Below are 21,455 nucleotides of genomic sequence, written 5' to 3'. Positions count from 1 at the left end.
AAACGAAATGAATATTTTTTTTTGTGATCTTAAGTCTGTTTGTTCTGTACTGATTCTTTGGGTAAGTCAATTTACTCTTCGGGATCAATATAAAAAGCGTTTTGATCTAATTCAAAAAAAGTAGCCTCAAATAATCACACAATTAATTAACGTTTTATTGTTTTATTAAAATAAGTAAATCCAAATGTCGGCTAATATTTTCAGGAAATAAAACCATTGAAGTTAATCCTACGGTAAGCATCTAAGGCCTTTAAAAATCACTATTACAGCGTAAGTTGTCTTGCCAGCAGCCTTATCAGATTGATACATCATGACTAATAGCCTTGTGTGTTCCGTACACTACATCCATCATAACTTCGGTCAATTTATAATCGAAGCATAATTTTTGAAAATATTTTTTCATTAACATATTTGCTAACAAATATGCCGTGAGCGCATTACAACTCAATCTCACCTTTCGTGATCAAGTTCAAAAAAATAACACATAGCAATTAAAATCAATAACTTATAATAAAAAATAAATTTGCATTTAAATTTTATATGAGATCGACGTAGCATTTTATACATTTAATTAACATCAGTGGTGGTTATAAAAGAAACGACAACCTATAGTAATCCTCACTGGGTTTAGAAAATATTTTTCATACTAATATGAATAAAAAACTCACGATTAAAATATGAGATGTGATTCTAGTCGGTAATTAAGTAGAAGCTCTAAATGGAGATTTAACTTAATGCATGAAATCGCATTTTAAATTTGCTGAAGAAGCATCTAATAACAAGGAGGCAGACATGCCAATTACGACAAGTGGATTGACTACGCTATTTCAACAAAGCACTAAATATATAAAGCAATTAATGAATAAGCCTAAAAAAGCAGTTCAAGGGGTGCTTTTTATTACGGGGTTAATGGCACTTGTAGCCTGTGGCGGAGAGAAAGCTGACAGTAATGTGACTCGAATTGGTGTCGCTATACCGAACTTTGATGACACATTCTTGGTAAATATGAAAGATTCGATGAGTGCTTATGCAGCAAAGCAAGACAACCTCGAACTCATTTTTGTTGATGCTAAAGAAGATACTGTAAAGCAGCTTGGTCAAATTCAAAATTTCATTATTCAACAAGTTGACGGCATTATTCTTGTACCAGTAAACACCGATGCAACACAACCTATGACCGATGACATTTTAAAAGCTGGCATTGAACTTGTTTACTTAAATCGTCGCCCTACCTACCTTCCTGATGGTGTCGCGTACGTGGGTTCTGAAGAACTTCGATTTGGTGAAGAACAAGCGAAATACGCAGCATCACACTCAGATGGCGGTAACATCGGTATTATCATGGGTATGATGACGGTTGAAGCAGCCATTTTACGTACTCAAGGTGTGGAAGATTTCTTCAAAGAAAAACCTGAATACAACATTATTCGTAAGCAAACCGCTTTATGGCAGCGTTCTCAAGGAATGGTTGTTATGGAGAATTGGATCAACTCTGGTGACAAGCTAGATATTATTATTTCGAACAATGATGATATGGCATTAGGTGCAATTCAGGCATTACGTGCTGCAGGTAAACTTGACGATACTATTGTCATTGGTGTTGATGCAACCCCTGATGGCTTAATGGCGATCAAAAATGGCGCACTAGACGCGACGGTATTCCAAGATGGTCGTAGCCAAGCTCGTGGCGCCATTGATGCAGCACTTAGTGGCATAAACAAAACCCCTCGCGACAAAATAACGTGGATTCCTGCTGAGCTCGTTACTAAGGATAACCTAGCTGAATTTGAAGCTAAACAGGGTTAATTATCCCTCGTACTGACTGTTCTGTGTGCCTGAACATTGGCACATAGAACAACCTAATTGGAGCAGAAAGCATGAACCAAGTTTTATTAGAAATGCGTGGTATTACCAAAACATTTCCCGGCGTAAAAGCACTCGATAATGTGCAATTAACGTTAAAAAAAGGTCGCGTAATGGCTTTAATGGGAGAAAACGGTGCAGGTAAATCTACCCTAATGAAGGTGCTGTTTGGTATTTATCAACGCGACTGCGGCACGATTCGTTATCAAGGAGAACAGGTTAATTATAATGGTGCGAAAGAAGCACTAGAAGCTGGGATTTCAATGATCCACCAAGAGCTATCTCCTATTCTTCACCGTAGTATTGCTGAAAATATTTGGCTAGGTCGTGAACCACTTAAAGGTCCATTACGCCTTATCGACCACGCAAAAATGTACCATGATACGACTGAACTCTTAAAAAAATTAGATTTGCACCTCGACCCACGTACGCCAATGAGCGAACTCACCGTTGCGACAATGCAAATGATCGAGATATCTAAAGCAATTTCCTACAATTCAAAAATTATTATTATGGATGAACCCACCTCTGCTTTAACTGGCAAAGAAGTTGATCATCTATTTGAAATTATCGAAAAGTTAAAGAAGCAAGGCGTATCCATTGTTTACATCAGCCATAAAATGGATGAAATCTTCCGTATTTGTGACGATATAACAGTATTCCGTGATGGGTGTTACATCGGCGAACGTGAAGCACAAAACACCAATCACGAAGAACTTGTTCAGATGATGGTTGGTCGTGATTTAGGCGATGTATTCCCACCTCCTACAGCGAAACCTGGAAAAGTACGTCTAGAAGTAAAAAATCTGAGCGTTGACGGTGTATTTGACAACATTAGCTTCAAACTGCATGAAGGTGAAATTTTAGGTATTGCAGGGCTTGTTGGCGCTGGACGCACCGAGCTTATCGAAACCTTGTTTGGGGTAAGAAAGCACGATGTAGGCGAAATTTGGATTAACGGCGAAAACGTCGAAATCAAAACCCCTCAAGATGCAATCAGTCATAAAATGGCATTTTTAACCGAAGATCGACGCCATTCGGGTCTTTATTTGATGCTTGATATCTTCGCAAATACCTCTATTGCTCATCTTGATGCTTACCGTAATAAAGTCGTAAACGTGCTTGATGTACGTTCGATGCAAAAAGATTGCGCTAGCCAGTGCACCAAATTAAAAGTCAAAACACCGGGTATGGAAGAAAAAATTGATAACCTCAGTGGTGGTAATCAACAGAAAGTACTACTTGCACGTTGGATGCTAACCAAACCAGACATCCTCTTTTTAGACGAACCAACACGCGGTATTGATATCGGCGCGAAGTCTGAAATTTATAAACTAATGCGATTACTTACAGGTATGGGCAAAAGCTTAGTCATGATCTCGTCTGAACTACCTGAAGTCATAGGAATGAGCGACCGAATACTAGTCATGCATGGAGGCAAGCTGAAGGGTGAACTTGACGGCAAAGAAGCCTCTCAGCAACAAGTAATGTCAATGGCTTTCAACTAACGCCACCACATTAGCTAAACCAAAACGAATCAAGGAATGTAGTTATGCTAGCTAAACTTCTTCAAGCGACCTCAGATCAACCGAAGGGCGCAAATACAAAACGCTTCATATCCAAATACGCTATCTATTTTGTCTTTATCGCAATGTGTATTGTGATGAGTATTTTGTCTCCTGTTTTCTTAACAGTGGCCAACCTACTTAACGTAATGACACAAATGGCAAGTATTGGTCTGCTGGCGCTTGGCGTTACCATTATTATTATTACACGAGGTATCGACCTTTCATCTGGTTCTGTTCTCGCTGTTGCGGCCGTTGTATCTGCAAGTACCGCCCAGTCACTTGATTGGGGCATGAGAATGTACCCTAACCTGCCAGAACTACCTATTATTGTGCCAATTTTAGTGGCACTCGCCGTCGGTGCATTATGTGGCTTGATAAACGGTGCTCTTATTGCTTATACGGGTATCCCTCCTTTCATTGCCACACTGGGTATGATGATTATCGCTCGTGGTGCAGCACTACTGTATTCAGATGGTCGCCCAGTCAGTAGCTTAATCGAGTCATACCAGTGGATTGGTCAAGGAACCATTGCCAATGTGCCCGTGCCTGTGGTGATATTTTTAGTAATGGCTTTCATTACCTATGTGCTTCTTAATTACACTCGATTTGGTAAATACGCCTACGCCATTGGTGGTAATGAAACTGCCGCATATGTATCTGGCATTAACGTGACCAAATACAAGATTCTTGTCTATGTATATGCCGGTTTACTTGCAGGTATTGCTGCACTGATTCTGACTGCACGTATTAACTCTGGTCAGCCAGGCCTTGGTGTGATGTATGAGCTTGATGCCATCGCATCTGCAACCGTTGGTGGTGTGAGTCATGCCGGTGGTATCGGTACAATTCAGGGCACTATTGTCGGCGTCATGATCATGGGTGTACTGCAAAATGGGCTTGATTTATTGAATGTCTCGGCCTATTGGCAGCAAGTCGTAAAAGGCTTAGTCATTGTTGTTGCTGTTATTTTCGATATGAAACGACAGAAAAAGAGTAAATAACCCCCGTAAACATTTACTCTTAAACAAAGTTGTAACTGTAGGAAACTTTGCCACGGATTCTTTAATCCGTGGCCTTTTTGAGTTTGAAGCACCTCGGTCCCCCTCCTACTGCAGATAAACTGAAACATATATTCCAACAAGACATAATTTAATCGTACATTTTGAAATTTTCATTTCATTATCATATAATTGCCAGACTTATAAAGCGTTAACGACAGGAAGTTTAAAATGTCTGCAGCTACCACGCTATCTGAATTAGAAGAGCAAATTCGTAATCGATATAACGAATTAAGCAAACGGCTGCAACAAGTCGCCGCGTATGTATTAGAGAGCCATAACAGTATCGCTTTTGACACGGTTGCAGTTATTGCTGAGCAAGCGCAAGTACCCCCTTCAACGCTGATCCGCTTCGCAAATGCTTTTGACTTCAAAGGCTTTAATGAAATGAAACAACTGTTTCGTCAAAACCTCGTTGAAGAAACAACCAGCTACACTGATCGCGCACGCTTATTTAAAGAGTTAGATGATGCGTCACCACCGCCTGAAAACCCTATTGATATATTGCAAGATTTTGCCCGAGCAAATAGCCAAGCCATGGAGCAATTAGCCACTCAAACATCGGCCGATAAACTGAATCAAGCGGTCGAGTTAATTGCTAACGCCAACAATATCTATCTAATTGGCCTACGTCGTTCATTTAGCATCGCATCGTATTTAACCTATGCATTACGCCATTTAGAGCGCCGCGCTTTTTTAATTGATGGATTAGGTGGGATGTTTCAAGAACAGCTCAGTATGGTGGGGCCCAAAGATATTGTTATCTCTATCAGCTTCTCACCTTACGCTGAGGAAACCGTTAAATTAAGCGAGATAGTCAGCAAAGCAGGGGCAAAGCAAGTGGTGATTACAGACAGCCAATTAAGCCCGCTAGCAGCCTTTAGCGACGTCTGTTTCGTGGTGAAAGAGGCTAAAGTAGATGCATTCCGATCGCAATCAGCATCGTTCTGTCTTGCACAAACATTAGCAGTATCGCTGGCGTTTAAAACCGGAAACGATCAATAAAAAACGCCCCACAACATATGAGGTAAAATACGGTATCAAGGTCTGAATTAGTCAGATCCTTGATAACCTCAATAATCATGTAATTAAGTTTCTGCCTAAAAAATGACATAGCCAAGGAAAACAACCACTCCCGAAAGGATCAGCGTCATCACCGCCGGAATACCATCTTTCCAAGTATCAAAACGTAAATGAAAATAGATAGCCCCTAAAGAAGTGCCAAGCAGAGCCATGGCTCCTAGCAATCCTAGTATGCTGCTCTGGAACCAAATGGTAATTGCCCCAAACAACTCAACGACACCTACCAGCGCCATTACCTGACGATTAAGCCCGTAAGAATGAAAGAACTCTATTTGTTTTTCAAAAATCATTTTTTGCCAACCCAGCAATTTTATTGAGCCAGCAAATAAGAAGAAAGCTGAAAGCAAAACAATAATGCCAGTAATTAAAATATTCATATTATTCTTTCCATTTTTCGGGTTGATTAGAGTTTAGTTCTGCATCATTATTAATTGAACTGATTACAATTAATAAACATTATGAATGAAAGTCATATAGCTAAAGTCGATCTAAATCTGCTTAAATCTTTACGTGCGTTGCTTGAAGAGCAGCATGTGGGACGTGCAGCGCAGAAAATGAATGTCACCCAATCAGCAATGAGCCACACTCTCTCTAGGCTGAGAACAGTTTTCGATGATCCTCTTTTTATACGAAATGCCAAAGGATTAGAACCTACAGCACGGGCATTGGAATTATCCGATAAACTTAGTTTTATCCTCGGTGAAATCGGCACCTTACTGACACCAAAAACTTTAGAACTCTCGCAAGTTCATGCCCACTTTCGTCTTCAGACTCATGACTTTATTGTTGCTTCTTACCTATCAAAGGCATTTCACACTATCAATAGTGAAGCACCTAACATCATCTTTGATGTGCAGATACTGGACAATAACGCTTATGAAAAACTCGATAGCGGAAAGCTAGATATGATCATTGGAGCGGGACTGAAGGCTAATCCGCGTTTTATGCAGAAACGCCTTATCAATGAAGCCTTAGTGTGCTTGCTAGATAAGCATAACCCCGCTCTGAATAACTGGAATACAGAAGCCATTTTTAGCTACCCTCATATCAAATCCAGCTTGCTCGATGATCACGACGATCCAGTAAGCCAATACGGAAAAAGCATGGGGCTGTCAGAACGAAAAATTGGACTCTATGCTGAATCCCTCAATTTACAGTTAGCACTATTACCCAATTCTAAATTGATTGCCTTCTTGCCGGAATCTATCGCGGAGCAAGGAAGTAAGTTATACGGATTAAAATTAAAAGCGTGCCCATTTAGTTTACCGACTCTTACTATTCGTGGAATGTGGCATGAAAGACACCAAAACGATCAGGTGCATAAGTGGGTTCGCGATAAAATTAGCGATGCTTTTCTTAGTATAATCTAGCGGGAGTAGAGGTGGATATGTGTCATGACTGAATGCATTAATTTTATTGACTACAAAAAAGGACCTCATGAAAAGAGATCCTTAATAATTTATCAGTCTTGCTAAAAAAAAGGGGTTAGATCGTTAAAGGATCACCGTTTTCCCTGATTTCATTGACTCTAAAGCCGCTTCAGCTAGCACCAAAGCAAACTCCCCATCAACACCACTACATTCAGGCTTGCAACGATTAGCTAAAACATCTGCAAAATGTTGCCATTCAGCGATATATGCATCTTGATAGCGCTCTAAAAAGAAAGGTTGCGGTTTAGCGCTGGTACAACCAACGTCCCCCCAATGCTGTACCAAGTTTTCTTTCATGTTGCCTGCTTGTAGTAAGCCTTTTTCACCGTGAAGCTCTAAACGTTGATCATAACCATAGCCTGATCGACGGCTGTTTACGATGGTCGCCATCACTCCTGATGGAAACTGTAATACTAATACTGCAGTATCAATATCGCCTGCTTCGCCAATCGCAGGATCAACCATGCAGCTGCCGTGCGCCGTGATCGACACAGGATCTTCACCAATAATGAAACGTGCCATATCCAGATCATGCACCGTCATATCACGAAACATTCCACCCGAAACTTGGCTGTACTCTGCTGGCGGTGGCGAAGGATCACGAGAGGTAATTAAAAGCGATTCTGCTTTGCCAATCGTGCCTGCACCTAACTGTTCTTTTAGCTGACGAAATTGTGGATCATAACGGCGGTTAAACCCAACTAACATTGGTACATTGTGTTTTTCAACAACAGCTAAGCAATCTCTTACTCGGCTCAACTCAAGATCAATCGGCTTTTCACAAAAAATCGCCTTACCGTTGATGGCAGCAAGTTCGATTAAATTAGCATGCGTATCTGTTGCTGAACCAATGCAAACACCGTGTACGTCTGGATCGGTCATTGCTTCTTCAACAGACTGAATTTTTGCCTGATAGCTATCAACTAACTTTTGTGCCCCTTCCAAATAAGGGTCAATCACTGAGTACAAGTTTGTTTCTGGGTGATTGTTAATATTGACAGCATGAACCTGTCCAATTCTACCGGCACCAAACAAAGCGATATTAAACATGCCTAACTCCTTAGCAACATTAAGTATTTATACCAATCTAAATAGGTATTTGTTCATATTGGTATTACGTTATAGAAAATCGTTATTTGTTCTCTGTTATTAATCATTCAAGCCAAAAGCGACATTAACGAGTAACGTGTTTTTTTGCGTAATCGTCTGAATTGATCCAATCGTGATCGGGTTCCCAGGTAAACAGCCATTTACGTGTTGGCCCTGCCATTACGTTGAGGTAATAACTATCATAACCTGCGATTGTCGCAACGGGGTGATAGCCTTTAGGTACTTGAACAACATCTTTGTTATATACCGCCATGCACTCATCTAATTCACGATCGTCGGTATAAACACGCTGCATACAAAACCCCTGTTCAGGATTAAGACGATGATAATACGTTTCTTCAAGGTAGGTTTCTGAGGGTGCTGCATCTTGATCGTGCTTATGGCTTGGGTATGAACTCGTGCACCCTTCATCGGTGTAAACTTCTACCACCAGTAAGCTGTCTGCCTCTTTATAATCAGGCAAAATATTGTGTACATAACGCTGATTATGGCCGTTACCACGGTGCTCGGCATCAATATCGTTCGGGGCAATCAGCCTTGTTGGTAAGCGGCCACTTCCTGGTGCTTGGCACACTGCCAACTCAAGTGCAGTATTGGCGACAACCTTAATCAATTCACCTGCCGTAACATAGACAGCGTAAGGCTTTTTACGCTCAAAAGGACTCATTCTATCGCCGATATTCTCAAAACATGCGCTTGGTGTTGTTACAGAGGCATGCCCAGCAATAAGTACTAAACACACTTCATTAGCGCTTGCTGGTAATTCCAAATGCTGACCTTTTTCTAGCTCATATGCTTCAAAACCAACATACCCCCACCCTGCACTTTCAGGTGTTATCGACTGCGTTCGACCTTGTCGATCCGCCTTTGCATATTTAGATAACAATCTAGACATAACGAAAATTCATCCCTTAAAGCAATTATTCATACAAGATCAAAAATGAAATTAATCATTCAATTAAGATATTTCAATGAAACAAACATTTCAATTAATTTTTAATTTGAAGTGAACGTTTTGTGGACAAGGTAACGTGCCGATAATTTAACGATATTTTTTATTAAAATTGGCATATTTATATATTTCTAAAAATACTTTTACCTAATGAATAATTAGTCCTGTTAAATGAGTAAAAATAAAACCATCCAAGTAAAATAAACATAACAACGAATAAAACGATAAATTTTTATCAAAAAAAATAGAGCAACAAACCAGAGAAAGCAAAGATACCAAGAGAAAAACAAAGAATAAACATGAAAATCCTCATTTAAAGACCAAGTTAACAGTAAATTTTTTTCATTGGTGTAATTATGCAAAAAGTTCAAATAATAGAACGTTAATAAATAACCTTCCGCCAATTTAAATATCTTTTCAAGGAGCTAATATGCGTTATGCATTGCATGGTATGTGTTCACTTCACAACAATATTGTAAGTGACATTCGTTTAGCAAAAGAAACGGGCTATCAGGGATTAGAGATACATACCGATAAATTATGGCGATATATTCACGCAGGGTTTACCAGCCAAGATCTTAAGGCTCGACTAGAAAAAGCAGATATTACCCCTACAGCCATTGATATTATTGGCTCAGTTGAGGCATCAGATAAAGCAACTCAGCAGAAAGTATTTAAAGAAGTCGAAATACTTTGTGCATTCGCACAAGACATTGGTGCCCCAACTATTCAGCTAAACGCTTTTGAAGCACTAAACGGCTTATCGGTTGAAGACAACATCAAAATCACCGCTCAAAATATTCAGCACATTGCCGATATCGGAAAAGAATATGGGATCCGCTTTCAGTATGAAGGTGCCGCATGGACACCGATTGCGAAACTCAGCGATTATTTCCGACTTTATGATGCAATAGGTCGTGATAATTTTGGCTTTGTTCTCGACACATGGCACTTTTGGGCAAGCCGTGGTGCTTCGCCTGAAGATATGGCAAAAATTGATAAGAGTTTCATTTATAACGTTCACCTTTCTGATGGCAAACGTCCTGCTCGTGGTCAACCTTGGGTCGATGAGAAAGAACTACGTGGATACATTCTTGGTGAAGGGGATATCCCACTGCAAGAATGGGTAGAGGCAATAAAAAGTACAGGTTACGACGGATTCTATTCGGGTGAATTTCTAAACGATCAACTATGGGAATCTGACCATTACGATATTGCAGAAGCGATGCTAAACGGTATGAAAAAGTTAGTTGAACCTCAATCTTCTTCTCGATAAGCCCTTATTATTTAGATACAAAAAAAGCTGACTCCTGTCAGCTTTCTCATTAACTATTTAGTTTCTCGGCACATTAAGCTCACCGCTAATGTTTGCGCTAGATACATTGAACTACTTAAAGAACGGAAGCCCATTACTTCCCCTTCTTGTACTTCAAAGCAAACATCCATTTTACTGCCCTGAGAATTCATTTGATCATCGGTTATTGCAACAATAGGGACGTTTTTTTCAAATGCTTGGGTAATCAACTCACTGGTTTCTGGCGCATAAGGTGTAAAAGTCACCGTCACTAATACATCATTTTCGCTCATACGACGTGTCATAGGGGTCAACATGCCACCATGGTCATCAAGCAACACCACATTGTTGTCTGACTTCATTAATGCATACCAAAGATAGAATGCAACAGGGTAAGCCCTTCTCATACCTTGGATATAAATCGTATCAGCTTTATCCATTAACGATACTGCTCGCTCAAGCTTCTGAGGCGAAACAGATACTTGAAGCTGTTCCATTGCTTCAATGTTAGCGACACCATAATCTTGAAAAATAGTTGTTGGTGATTCAGGTTCAAAGCAATCTTGATCACGCGCTTGACGTACTCGTTCTTTGTAGTCACGAGGGCGATTTAGGTACTGATCGCGAAATAACGCCTGCATCTGACTAAAGCCAGAGAACCCCATCGTATTGGCAAAACGACTCAGAGTAGATAACGGAACATTGGCCTGTTCTGCTATCGTCGCCATCGTTTCAACCGCAACAAGCATAGGTTGAGCCATTACATAATCAGCAACTTGTTGTAGTCGCTGGCTCAACTTATCATAACGCTTAACAATTAAATCGCGTAGTGTGTCGAGGTCGTTTGGCACTTCTAATAAAGTATTTTCAGCTTCCATACCTAACGCTTCTCCTCGGTCGAAAGTATCTAATTAATAACAATAATACCCTAAGATGGTATATCTTAGGGTATGTATTTTAAGACAATAATTTAAAGTTGCGAATTGCCTCTTCTTTTACAAAAGGCATCGCCTTTTTCATGAAGTAAATACGATCAAACTTGTCAGGTTCCTCATTCATGAAATCGCGTAAATTATGACCTAAAGCCTGGCGTAAACACGTACCGATATTGAATTTAGACACACGGCTTTTTTTCAGTTTTGCCATGTCTTCATTACGAATACCACTCGCACCGTGCACAACAAGAGGTTTGTCTACCCTGCTTGCAATCTGATCGAGTAGACCAAAATCAATCGTGCTTGTTGGTGTCGTTAAACGGTGAACGTTACCCACTGAAATAGCGACACAATCTACGTTACTTTCTTCTGCAAAGCGCGCTGCATCATCAGGAGATGTATCAATTGTTTTTATGTGATCACGGCCTTCTTCATAAGGCACAGAGCCAATTTCACCTTCAATCGATGCACCGCATGCATGAGCAACTTCAGCCACTTTTTTGGTGCGGGCGATATTTTCTTCCAGTGATAATTGAGATCCGTCAAACATGACAGAACTAAACCCAGCTTTTAAAGCACGATAAATAATCTCTTCATCGTAAGTATGATCTAAATGCAAGCAAACAGGTACTGAACTATCGTGCGCTAGCTGTAAAAATATCGCTGCAGCAATTTCAACACCATAGAAGTCGACGACGTCTTTGTTACAAGCCAAAATAACCGCTTTATTCACTTCTTCAGCAGCATCAACGACAGCGCGTGCATCTTCATAACCAAAAACATTGAAACAAGGCACAGAATAATCGGATGCTGCAGCCTGAGGTAATAAGTCATTTAAGTTAACTAACATAACGTTTCCTTGTTATTTGAATTTGGCGATCATGTCCTTGATGCCTGGAATCGTATTCACTTGATACTCATGGTGAGGGTCAAAGTGCTGAACAAGCGATTTAGACGTTTTACCTACAATAATTGTGAAGTAGTACATCTCGTAACCAGGCGCCGCGACACTTGGGTGGTATCCCTTATCAATCGCGATAACACTGCCAGTACGAACGTGATAAACCGGACCAAAATCATCTTCATGCTCATATAAAAATTGAGCACCAAAGCCAAAATCAGGGTTAAAACGGAACTGGTACACTTCTTCGTACAGAGTTTCTTCTGTACCGTTTTCGGTAACACGATCTTCATCATGCTTATGAGGAGGAAAGCCAGACCAGCCACCAGCGCCAACAGTAAACAGCTCACTCACTAATAAACGACCACGCTTGTCTGCATTGCTCTGACCCAGTACGTGCTTAATTTTTCGGTGTGTTTTGGTGTCATCAGAGCCGTACTGCACCATATCAACGCTATCTTGTAAGACAGCAAAAGGTTCTAGTGTTTCTTCATAACGGCCACCAGCGATCATAATGTCAGCGTTATCGCTCACACATTCGATAACAGCGGTATAACCTACAGGCACATACACAGATTCTGGGTTCCCTTCCCATACCGATGCACGTTGACCAATGTTGTCAAACACCATTTCTTCAGCGCTACCATTGGTAACTGTAATACAGCAAGTACCGCCCGCAAGCACGATGACAGATTCATAGCCATCAACAATATGAGTATGTGTTTCACCTTGCTTTAAACGTACTGGGTTGAAATAACACAATGGCGAAACATCATCATTAATATCAATTATTGGCTGGTTTTTATTGTCGAACGGTGGGATATGCTTACCCATATTACTTTCTCCTCAAATACCCATTTTTAGTTTTATCGTTTCGTTTGGGTAAGTTTTATGTAAAAGAGCCGAATCATGATGGTATGCATTCTTCATTAACACTATCTATTTAAATACGTCTTATAAATATGAATTAACTACCTTTATTCAAGATACAGTCTGCTGATCCGGCTGACCTAATTAACCTTTATTTACCATTATCAAATAATTAAAGGTCTTGTTCTCGGGTCTCAATAAAGTCGAATAGTACTTCTTTCGTTGGCATAGCTTCGGTACAGCTATTACCACTCACATTAATTGCTGCAGCCGCTGAACCGTGTTTAACACCGTCTTCCAACTCGCCGCCGTTCACTAATGTCCAAATCAAGCCGCCTGCGAATGAATCACCTGAGCCAAAGGGCTTCTTAACTTCAACACGGAAGATACCTTGTTGGAATTTGTGACCATCTTTGCAGTACACTTTTGAACCTAGCTCACCGGCTTTTACAATCACAACCTGCGTATTTGCACGTAAAAATCGGTCTGCCGTTGCATCATCATCTGTATTGCCAGGTGCTAATACGGTTTCCATCATGTCGAATTCTTCGCGATTACCAATCACGATGTCAGACAAGCCAGCTGCGATACCGTAGTAAATCGATGCGTCAACATCGGTGCGCCACGAGTATGGACGGTAATCAACATCAAGCACCACAACAGTATTACTGCGACGGGCATGTTCCATGGCGATTAACGTTGCTTCGCGGCTTGGGCTTTCAGATAACGCCGTACCTGTTACAACCAACATTTTGCTTTGTGCAATGTATGCCGGATCAACTTGTTCTGGCTTTAGTGTTAAATCTGATGCCTTGTTACGGTAAATAAGTACCGTACAATCGTTTGGCTTCATTTCAGTAAACGCAACAGAGGTACGTGAACCTGAATTGTCGGTCATCATGCCGTCAAGATTAATACCTTGATCTGTCATGTAACCACGTACATAACCACCAAACGCATCATCTGCCACACAACCAATGAAACCTGTTTTGCCGCCTAACTTGCTGATCGCGACGGCGATATTGGCAGCAGAGCCGCCTACAAATTTATTAAACCCTGAAATGTCTGCCATATCGGTGTTGGCTTCGCGGGCGTATAAATCTACTCCCGCGCGACCTAGTACGATGGCATCCAGCGGGCGATCTTGCTGAAGTGCAATCTTTGTCATAATTATCTTTTCCTAGTCGTTATAAGCGACCCAAGCGGCACCTTGGTCAGCAGATTCAACACATTTCTCACAAAGGCGAACGCCTTCAATACCAGCGTCAACACCTGGGAACCAAATGCTCTCTAATGTTGCTTGATCATCACGATCTGCAGCATCAAATGCTAGTGCAAAGCGGTGATACAAGTTTGCCCATGATTCAAAGAAGCCTTCTGCGTGACCGCCACCGATACGGTTAGCCGCTACACCTTCAACATCTTGGTATAGGTACCCCATACCACGGTCAAGAACGCGTGGGGCTTCACCTTGTACTTCGTAACGAAGCTGGTTTGGATGCTCATCCCACCATTCGATGGATGCTTTTGAACCCACAATACGAATGCGTTGTTCATGCATTGAACCCGCGTTAACAGCAGAAGCCCATAACGTGCCCACTGCACCGCCTTTGAATTCCATCATGACGTGTGCGTTATCTTCTAGTGGCTGACGTGACGCAATAAAGCTTTGACGCATACACGCTAGGCGATCAATTTCTAGCCCTGTCATGACTTCACATAAGTAATAAGCGTGCGTGCCGATATCACCCAATACATAAGTAGGACCTGATGCCGCAGGGCTTACACGCCACTTTAGGCCAGGATCATTTAATTCATATTCTTCGTTGTGAAAACCGTGGGCAAATTGCATGTTCACGACACGAATGTCACCCAAATCACCACGCTCAACCATTTCACGTGCTTGATGCACCATTGGGAAACCGCTGTAACCGTACATTACGCCGATCACACAGTTCTTTTCTGCTGCAATCGCTTTTAATTCTTCTGCTTCTTCACTGGTGAATGTGATAGGTTTTTCACATACAACATGTAAGCCCGCATTTAACGCTGCTTTACAAATTTCGTAGTGTGTAGAGTTCGGCGTAGCAACCGATACGGCTTGAATGCCATCAGCACGCTTAGATTCAGCCGCAAAGAAATCTTTATAATTGCTGTAACAACGATCGGCGTCTAGACCAAGATTGACACCAAATTCACGACAGCGATCTGCATCTAAATCAAATGCACCTGCAACTAATTTGAATAGACCATCGCGGTGTGCTGCACTGCGGTGTGCGTAGCCAATCTGGCTGCCACGTCCACCACCGACCATACCCCAGCGAATTGGTTGTTCAAAACGGCGTTCTTCATTAAACATAATCATAATCTCCATGGCGGTACTGCCGACAGTTTGTGTAAAGGCAGTACCAAAAATGTCATAAAATTGCGTTGAAAAATTCAGTTAAACGGCTAGTAAACTAAACGCCGCGACGCTGTAGGTTTTTACCTTCTTGCCAATCAGCCACTTTTTGCTCTGTGCTTTCATTGCGAGTAACTTCTGGTAAACCAACTTCCCACCAACAATCACACTTAGACCAAGCCGCTGGTGATACAGGGTCGATATCAACAACGATAACGTAAGTACGGTCTGCTTCTTTAGCGCGTACAAATGCGGCATCAAACTGGTCAATCGATGTTAGTTTTTCACTGATTGCACCCTGTGATTCAGCGTGCTTTGCAAAATCAACCCGTGCCAGCTCACCGTCAGGACGACGACAATCTTCTAGAAGGTTATTAAACGACTCATTACCAGTATTGTTTTGAAGTTTATTGATAACCGCGAAACCGCCGTTATCACACACAACCAGAATCATTTTCTGACCCGTTAATACTGATGAATAGATATCAGAATTCTGAATTAGATAAGAACCATCACCTACCAGAACAACAACATCATTATCAGGGTTAGCTATCTTGGCACCCCAGCCACCTGCAATCTCGTAACCCATGCAAGAGAAGCCAAAGTCGATATCGAACTTACCAATTTGGTAGTTCTGCCAGTTCATTGATAATTCAGCAGGTAAACCACCCGCAGCTGTCAGTACGGTGTCACCTTTTTCCATTTGTGTATTTAACTTGCCAATAACTTCAGCGTAAGAAGAAGTGCCCGGTAAAAGCTCACCTTTCTTAGGGTGAGTACGACGGTAAACTTCCGCCTTCCATTCATCTGCTTGTGCTTTTGCCGTATCTGCCCACGCTTGCGCTGACCGCCAATCACCCAACACACCTGAAAGTTTTGTCATACACGCTTTTGCATCACCCAACACTGGGTATGACATATGCTTAATAGCATCGAATTTAGCCACGTTAATGCTGACAAGCTTCATATCAGGGTTGCGGAATACCGACCATGAACCGGTGGTAAAATCTTGTAGACGTGTACCAATAGCCAACACAACATCAGCATGTGCTGCCATGTAATTAGCTGAATTTGAACCTGTTACACCGATTGGACCAGCATTTAACGGGTTGTCTTGCAGCATTGTGGCACGGCCAGCAATCGTTTCTACGACAGGAATATTATGCTTTGCGGCAAAATCGGCTAATTCATCGGTTGCGAGTGAATAGTGCACACCACCACCAGATATAATTAGCGGACGTTCTGCGTTTAATAGGATTTCTTTCGCTTCTTCAATCACCAACATTTCAGGCTCTGGACGACGAATGCGATGTACTTTGTCGGCGAAGAAAGCTTCAGGGAAATCGTAAGCCATGCCTTGAACATCTTGCGGTAAACCAATAAATACCGGGCCGCATGTTTCAGGGTCTAACATGGTGTTTAGTGCATGTGGTAAAGACTGGATAATTTGAGCCGGAGAAACAATGCGATCCCAATAACGCGTTAACGGTTTAAAGGCATCGTTACATGTAATAGAAGGATTATGGAAATTCTCTGGCTGCTGTAATACAGGATCAGGTAGACGGCTAATGTACGCATCACCCGAAATTAACAATAGAGGTAAACGGTTTGTATGGGCAATACCTGCAGCCGTTATCATGTTCGTTGCACCAGGACCGATAGAACTGGTTGCAATACCAATGCGGCGACGTTGGTTTGCTTTAGCATAAGCAATAGCAGCGGTTGCCATTGATTGTTCATTTTGGCCACGCCACGTCGGAATTTTATCTTCAATATTTTTTAGTTGCTGACCAAAGCACGTTACATTGCCATGACCAAAGATGGCAAACGCAGCACCAAATAGCTGCTCAACTTTGCCATCAATTTCAATTTTTTGTGCCGCTAAATAATTAGCAAATGCTTCAGCAACAGTTAGGCGTACAGTTTTCATCTTCTTCCTCGAACATCATCACACTAAAAATTGGCATCCCTGCCCTGCCTACACGGTGTTATCCATTATTTGTGTAGTCAGTTCTTTAATCGGGGAACATCCATCCCCCGATGGCGGCTTTGAATATTACAAAGCGACAAACGTCGTTATTACAAGCCGTACTTAGTTGCGTAGCCAGTAATGTTTGTGTAAGCCGTTTTAGCAAACTCTAGTGGGTTCGCTTTTGCAGGATCTTGCTCTGCTTCAACTAATAACCAACCTTCGTAATTACGTTCTTTCAGTGCAGCGAAAACATCGTCATAGTCAACGTCGCCAGTACCAGGAACGGTGAATACACCATCAAGAACTGCATTAAGGAATGATTTGTCTGCATCACGCGCCGTCTTCATAACACCTAAACGAAGGTCTTTAAAATGCATATGACCAATGCGATGGCCCCAGCGCTTAATCATTGTTACAGGGTTACCGCCACCGTATGTGATATGACCGGTATCAAGCGTTAAGTGAACAGAATCGCCGGTCAATTCCATCAGAAGGTTAATGTCGTCTTCTGTTTCACAAATTGTGCCTACATGGTGGTGGAAAGACAGTTTGATACCGTGTTCATTTAATAAGTAATCAGCAACAACACTCAGCTTCTCTGCGTATACTTTCCACTCATCCATTGTCAAAATGACACGCTGTGAAAGTGGTGTATTAATGTCGCCATGAACAGAGTTGCTCACTTCGCCATATACCATTGCCTTACAGCCAGCAGCTTTCAGTAGCTTGATGTGCACTTGCATTGCTGCAATTTCTTCTTCTGCTGTAAGTGTCATCAAATTACCGCTAAACCAGCCTGAAGCCAGAACAAGATTGTGTTGTTCTAGTAGAGGAATAAGCACTTCAGGTTCACGAGGGTATTTCGTTCCTAATTCAGTACCAGTGAAGCCAGCTTCTGACATTTCACTCAAACACGTTTCTAAAGCAATCTCGCCGCCAAGTTCTGGCATGTCGTCATTAGTCCAAGTCAAAGGGCTGATTCCGTATTGAACTTTGCTCATGTTCGTTCTCCAGCATTTAATTTGTAGGATTAAGGTAGTGTGATTAATTATTTTTCAATCGCCACTTGTTTCGTTTCACTGGCAATCAATATAATGAAAAAAATTATAAATGGAAAATATTTTTCAAACGAAAAATACTTTTTCCACAAGTTTGTATTTTATGAAAAAAACCCCGTAAACACAGGGCTAGAGGCGATATAAGACCAAGATCACAAAAACACTTAATAGAGTAAAAACAATAACTTAAATCAAGAAAGCAAAATGAAAAATATTTACCATTGTATGACACAGGTATCATTTTAAGAGAAAAATCATTTCAAGCTATAGCAAGAATGCAGTGGAATACATATGATGATTCAAAACGCCAAAATGAAAAAAATTTATCAACACATACTTTCAAAATATAACTATTAGAAACAATTAAAGGCGTATTAAGTAATCCTTAGCCCTTTCCCTACAGTTAGAAGGCGGGATTAAACCCTGAAACATGTGTATAGATGGTTATACATGCTGATGGAAAATTTAATGGAGTAAATAATGTCATCAAGTATCGAGACATCATCACGAAAACATAACCTTAGTTACATCATTAGAATTTGTTGTATCGCGGCTCTTGGAGGGATTTTATTAGGATATGACACCGCCGTTATTTCTGGTGCTATCGGACCGATAAGAGAGTATTTCAACTTAACACCAGCACAAACGGGATGGGCTGTTTCCAGTGTTGTATTAGGCAGTATTATTGGTGCAGTCAGTGCAGGTTGGTGTGCCCTTAAATATGGTCGTAGAAAAGCATTATTCTTAGCGGCTCTTCTATTCATCATTTCAGCAATAGGCTCAGCTCTTGCCTCTACCTTTACCATCTATGTGTTATTTAGAATTGTAGGTGGCATTGCAGTTGGTTTAGCGTGTGTTGTCTCGCCTATGTATATGTCTGAAGTCGCCCCTAAAGATTTCAGAGGACGTGCTGTTAGTATGTTCCAACAATCTGCCGTTATTGGTCAAACGGGGGTATTCTATGTTAACTACTTGATTGCAAAGGGTATGTCTGAAGCATGGCTGGTTGATATTGGCTGGCGCTGGATGCTGGCGTCAGAAGTTCTGCCTGCCTTATTATTTGGTTGTCTCTTATTGATTATCCCTGAATCACCACGCTGGTTAGTATTAAAAGGTCACCTTGCTCAAGCAAAAGAAACCCTTTCTCGCATTTCTAACCCTGAACATGCCGACCGCGTTATTCTTGAAATACAAAAATCATTAGTCCCTGCTAATGCATCAAAAAATAATAAAGTCAGCTTACGTTCTCCATTATTATTTTCCATTCTAGTTATTGGTACTTTTGTTGCAGCAGCACAGCAGTTAACCGGTATTAATGTGATCATGTATTACACACCAGAAATACTAAAACCTATTGCTGGTGGTACTGAAAACGCATTATTCCAAACCACTTTCGTGGGTGTTGTATTTATTTTTGGTAATGCTTTAGGTATGTATCTGATTGATAAAGTTGGTCGTTTACCACTAATGAAGTACGGTACATTCGGCTGTGCGCTAGGTATGACGATTGTCGGTTATGTACTTTATACCGGTACTGAAGGCTATGCAGCTTTATTTGCACTCTGTCTGTATGTTGTCGCGTATGCAACATCTTGGGGTTGTGCATGTTGGACAATGATTTCAGAGATTTTCCCGAATAGTATCCGTTCTCGTGCGATGGCAATTGCTGTTGGCGCACAATGGTTTACGGGCTTCATTGTTACTCAGTCTTTCCCTATGTTAAATGAAAATGCCTACCTAAAAGAGCACTTTAATGGTGCATTCAGCTTCTGGGTATTCGCGGTTCTTTCTATCATATGTATGTATGTTGTTGTTAAGTACGTACCTGAAACGAAAGGCGTTAGCTTGGAAGACATGGAAAAAGTCATGGCTGAAAAGCTGGGTAAGAATAAGAAACGTCAGGTTGCAGACGCAAGCGCTTAATCAAATAAATACGTACAATATTTATTACTGATTAACTTTCAAGAAATAGGCTTTTCATATGAGAAGCCTATTTTCATATTCAATGGACGTTGATTAAAAGGGAATACATCATGCTGGATAAAATGGCTTTCTTTGTATATGTCGTAAGAACAGGCTCTATTTCTGCAGCTGCACGTAAATTCAATATTTCAGTCTCGGCAGGCAGCCGCTGGCTACAAGATCTAGAACAAAAATTTGGCATGCCGCTACATCGTCGTAGCAACCGCTTATTAACCCCTACCCCTGCAGGTCAAAAGTTGTTCGATGATTTTTCACCCATGGTCGATAATTCCGAACATTTATGCCGTCAAATGCAAGAATTTCAGCAACACGACAAAGGGCATATTGATATTGTTTGTACACCCGTTTATGCCAATCATTATTTAATGGACATGATCAGTGAGTACCTTATAACGAACCCAGATGTCACTTTTAACCTTAACATTACTCCTTGGGCACTAGACCATGCGGCAGAAAGCGACTTAACAATCAGCGCCAATGCCTCTTATCAAGGCTATCGTGAACATGATTTACACCTTGTTCGCCGTGAAATAATGCAAAGCCCATTTCGCGTCGTTGCCTCACAACACTATCTAGATCGTCAACCCGCCCCACAAAAACCCTCTGATTTAACCCTGCATCAATGCTTATTTGCCACGACGTTAACGGGCAGTAATGATTGGATTTTTACTCAAAATGGTGAAAGTCAGATTATAAAAGTACCTAAGTCTTTAGAAGTTAACGACAGCGACCTACTACTTCAAGGTGTAAAAAAAGGCGCTGGCATCGCTTATTTACCCGCATTTCTCGTTGAGCCAGAGATAGAAAGCGGCCAGCTTATTTCACTGTTAGATGATTTCGATACCAGCGTATGGAGCCTCAACCTCTACTATCAACCACCCGCCACCGCTTCTGCCGTCGCCATTCACTTTAAAGAGTTCTTATTGAAGCAATAGCAAATATACCAAAGTTACCTCAAGATGCTCGTTTCAGCGAGA

General features: G+C 41.3%; 18 protein-coding genes. 8 read left to right on the top strand and 10 right to left on the bottom strand.

Features of this window, described 5'->3' with window-relative positions:
• Positions 1–792: 792 nt before the first annotated feature.
• The 4 genes from C9J48_RS13345 (at position 793) to C9J48_RS13330 (ending at position 5,494) form a co-directional block, all read left to right on the top strand.
• Positions 793–1,806, top strand: a complete 1,014-nt coding sequence (locus C9J48_RS13345) for a sugar ABC transporter substrate-binding protein (protein WP_050764866.1) — start codon at positions 793–795, stop codon at positions 1,804–1,806.
• A gap of 71 nt (positions 1,807–1,877) precedes the next feature.
• On the top strand, positions 1,878–3,371 hold the full coding sequence (locus C9J48_RS13340) for a sugar ABC transporter ATP-binding protein (RefSeq protein WP_006230340.1): 1,494 nt from the start codon (positions 1,878–1,880) through the stop codon (positions 3,369–3,371).
• Positions 3,372–3,415: 44 nt separating this feature from the next.
• Positions 3,416–4,432, top strand: coding sequence for an ABC transporter permease (locus C9J48_RS13335; RefSeq protein WP_006230341.1), 1,017 nt, complete (start codon positions 3,416–3,418; stop codon positions 4,430–4,432).
• 228 nt (positions 4,433–4,660) lie between these two features.
• Positions 4,661–5,494, top strand: a complete 834-nt coding sequence (locus C9J48_RS13330) for a MurR/RpiR family transcriptional regulator (protein WP_006230342.1) — start codon at positions 4,661–4,663, stop codon at positions 5,492–5,494.
• A gap of 95 nt (positions 5,495–5,589) precedes the next feature.
• Here the strand turns inward: C9J48_RS13330 and C9J48_RS13325 are convergent, their stop codons facing one another.
• A complete protein-coding gene (locus C9J48_RS13325; RefSeq protein ID WP_006230343.1) occupies positions 5,590–5,949 on the bottom strand; it encodes a DoxX family protein in 360 nt (119 codons plus the stop codon).
• 81 nt (positions 5,950–6,030) lie between these two features.
• Here C9J48_RS13325 and C9J48_RS13320 point away from each other — a divergent pair, with 81 nt between their 5' ends.
• Positions 6,031–6,942, top strand: coding sequence for a LysR family transcriptional regulator (locus C9J48_RS13320; protein WP_006230344.1), 912 nt, complete (start codon positions 6,031–6,033; stop codon positions 6,940–6,942).
• A 123-nt stretch (positions 6,943–7,065) separates the two neighbouring features.
• Here C9J48_RS13320 and iolG read toward each other — a convergent pair whose 3' ends face one another.
• Both iolG and iolB read right to left on the bottom strand, forming a co-directional pair.
• Complete coding sequence (iolG, locus tag C9J48_RS13315) at positions 7,066–8,052, bottom strand: inositol 2-dehydrogenase (protein ID WP_006230345.1); 987 nt, start codon at positions 8,050–8,052, stop codon at positions 7,066–7,068.
• Positions 8,053–8,176: 124 nt separating this feature from the next.
• Positions 8,177–9,007, bottom strand: coding sequence for a 5-deoxy-glucuronate isomerase (gene iolB, locus C9J48_RS13310; RefSeq protein ID WP_006230346.1), 831 nt, complete (start codon positions 9,005–9,007; stop codon positions 8,177–8,179).
• A gap of 487 nt (positions 9,008–9,494) precedes the next feature.
• Here iolB and C9J48_RS13305 point away from each other — a divergent pair, with 487 nt between their 5' ends.
• On the top strand, positions 9,495–10,340 hold the full coding sequence (locus tag C9J48_RS13305; RefSeq protein WP_006230347.1) for a sugar phosphate isomerase/epimerase family protein: 846 nt from the start codon (positions 9,495–9,497) through the stop codon (positions 10,338–10,340).
• 53 nt (positions 10,341–10,393) lie between these two features.
• On the opposite strand, the gene C9J48_RS13300 is transcribed toward C9J48_RS13305, so the two are convergent.
• The 7 genes from C9J48_RS13300 to iolE form a co-directional block, all read right to left on the bottom strand.
• Positions 10,394–11,236, bottom strand: a complete 843-nt coding sequence (locus tag C9J48_RS13300) for a MurR/RpiR family transcriptional regulator (RefSeq protein WP_006230348.1) — start codon at positions 11,234–11,236, stop codon at positions 10,394–10,396.
• A gap of 79 nt (positions 11,237–11,315) precedes the next feature.
• Entirely contained in the window at positions 11,316–12,143 is an 828-nt protein-coding gene (locus C9J48_RS13295; RefSeq protein WP_006230349.1) for a class II fructose-bisphosphate aldolase, read from the bottom strand.
• A gap of 12 nt (positions 12,144–12,155) precedes the next feature.
• Positions 12,156–13,028: a 5-deoxy-glucuronate isomerase gene (locus C9J48_RS13290; protein WP_006230350.1), complete on the bottom strand. Its 873-nt coding sequence runs from the start codon at positions 13,026–13,028 to the stop codon at positions 12,156–12,158.
• Between the two features lie 208 nt (positions 13,029–13,236).
• On the bottom strand, positions 13,237–14,232 hold the full coding sequence (gene iolC / locus C9J48_RS13285) for a 5-dehydro-2-deoxygluconokinase (RefSeq protein ID WP_006230351.1): 996 nt from the start codon (positions 14,230–14,232) through the stop codon (positions 13,237–13,239).
• 12 nt (positions 14,233–14,244) lie between these two features.
• On the bottom strand, positions 14,245–15,423 hold the full coding sequence (locus tag C9J48_RS13280) for a Gfo/Idh/MocA family protein (RefSeq protein ID WP_181320815.1): 1,179 nt from the start codon (positions 15,421–15,423) through the stop codon (positions 14,245–14,247).
• A 100-nt stretch (positions 15,424–15,523) separates the two neighbouring features.
• Positions 15,524–17,395 carry a 3D-(3,5/4)-trihydroxycyclohexane-1,2-dione acylhydrolase (decyclizing) gene (gene iolD / locus C9J48_RS13275; RefSeq protein ID WP_006230353.1) on the bottom strand — a complete coding sequence of 624 codons (1,872 nt, stop codon included), beginning with the start codon at positions 17,393–17,395 and terminating at the stop codon, positions 15,524–15,526.
• A gap of 149 nt (positions 17,396–17,544) precedes the next feature.
• Positions 17,545–18,438: a myo-inosose-2 dehydratase gene (gene iolE / locus C9J48_RS13270; protein WP_006230354.1), complete on the bottom strand. Its 894-nt coding sequence runs from the start codon at positions 18,436–18,438 to the stop codon at positions 17,545–17,547.
• Between the two features lie 537 nt (positions 18,439–18,975).
• Between iolE and C9J48_RS13265 the strand changes: the two genes are divergently transcribed.
• The gene (locus C9J48_RS13265; protein ID WP_006230355.1) at positions 18,976–20,418 is read left to right on the top strand and encodes a sugar porter family MFS transporter; all 1,443 of its coding nucleotides are present in this window, start codon (positions 18,976–18,978) and stop codon (positions 20,416–20,418) included.
• Positions 20,419–20,528: 110 nt separating this feature from the next.
• Positions 20,529–21,413: a LysR family transcriptional regulator gene (locus tag C9J48_RS13260; protein ID WP_006230356.1), complete on the top strand. Its 885-nt coding sequence runs from the start codon at positions 20,529–20,531 to the stop codon at positions 21,411–21,413.
• The last annotated feature ends 42 nt before the right edge of the window (positions 21,414–21,455 follow it).

It is taken from the genome of Photobacterium profundum (genome assembly GCF_003026285.1).
Taxonomy (GTDB): Bacteria; Pseudomonadota; Gammaproteobacteria; order Enterobacterales; family Vibrionaceae; genus Photobacterium; species Photobacterium profundum.
Note: the sequence above shows the minus strand (reverse complement) of the source record. Positions and strands in the feature narration are given on the sequence as shown.